This is a genomic window from Natronococcus sp., assembly GCF_047921035.1.
In the GTDB taxonomy this organism is placed as follows: domain Archaea; phylum Halobacteriota; class Halobacteria; order Halobacteriales; family Natrialbaceae; genus Natronococcus.
On sequence record NZ_JBLRWX010000282.1, the window covers coordinates 1 to 503 of the forward strand.

Here is a 503-nt window from a genome sequence, read left to right on the forward strand (position 1 = left end):
GCTCGGCGACGTCCAGGAAGGTGACCTCGCTGCCCAGGTGGGCGAAGAACTGGCCGAGCTCGAGCCCGATCGCGTTCGCGCCGATCACCGTCAACCGACCCGGCACCTCTTCGAGCTCCAACGCGGTGGTCGAGGTCAGGTAGCCCGTCTCGGCCAGCCCGTCGATCGGTGGGGCCCACGCCTGTGCGCCCGTGGCGATCAGGTACGAACGGGCGGTGATGCGTCGCCCGTCGACCTCGATCGTGTCCGCGTCGACGAACCGTGCGAAGCCGTGGATCAGCTCGAAGCCGTAGGCGTCGAGGATGCGGTGGAAGAACCGGGATTCGCTGTCCTCGCGACCGTCCCAGCCGATCAGGTCGTCCCAGTTCTCGACGAAGTCGGTGGTGTACTCGTTGCGGTAGGTGTCGTTGGCCAGAAGGTTGGTCGCCAATTCTCTCTCCTTGCGTTTACCGGCATCGGCTCGACGCGCGCAAAGGTCGCCGACCGTGGTCCTGCGCGGGTGA

At 66.6% G+C, this 503-nt stretch carries 1 protein-coding gene; it reads right to left on the bottom strand.

What is annotated here, in order from left to right:
- Positions 1 to 430 (bottom strand): FAD-dependent oxidoreductase (locus ACNA7R_RS20710; protein ID WP_416285406.1); only part of this gene is annotated, 430 nt, incomplete at its 3' end.
- Positions 431 to 503 lie beyond the last annotated feature (73 nt).